Annotated in this window: 1 protein-coding gene; it reads left to right on the top strand. The window is 69.1% G+C overall.

Annotated elements, in window-relative coordinates; translation table 11 throughout:
* On the top strand, positions 1–573 hold a 573-nt coding region (locus DEJ00_RS18670; RefSeq protein WP_111058343.1), incomplete at both ends, for a hypothetical protein.

Here is a 573-nt window from a genome sequence, read left to right as displayed (position 1 = left end):
AAGAGCCTCAAGACCTCCATCACCCTCGCCACGACCGGCGCCCTCGTCCTCGGCGGTGCCGCGTTCGGGATCTCCTCCGCCCAGGCCGCGACCCCGAACGTGCACACGGTGTCCTCGTCGTCGTCGAAGATCCCCGCACCCGTCGCCTCGGTCCCCGAGGTCCTCGGTGGCTCCACCGCCGTGAAGCTCGACTCCGGCTTCACCGACGCCCTCACCGCCCTGAAGCTCACCCCCGGCGTCTCCGGCGATGCGACCCTCGCTGACGGGTCGGTGTCGTTCCCGATCACCGCCGGGTCGGTCACCTACTGGTCCCCGGATGGCAACTACCGCCCGTACGTGCAGGGCCTGCTGAACCACGACGACTCGGGTCTGACCCTGAAGGCCGGCGACACCACCGTCACGCTGGAGAACTTCGTCGTGAACCCGGGCTCGTCCAAGCTCTACGGCGACGTCCTCGTCAACGGCAAGGTCGCCGCGGCCAACGCGTTCCTGTTCGAGCTGCACGGCGGCTCCCTCAAGCCCCTCCAGCTCGAGGGCGACAACGCCATCCTCACCGGCACCACCGTCCACATC

Source organism: Curtobacterium sp. MCLR17_039, assembly GCF_003234745.1.
Classification (GTDB): Bacteria; Actinomycetota; Actinomycetes; order Actinomycetales; family Microbacteriaceae; genus Curtobacterium; species Curtobacterium flaccumfaciens.
This window is presented reverse-complemented; position numbering and strand designations above follow the sequence as displayed.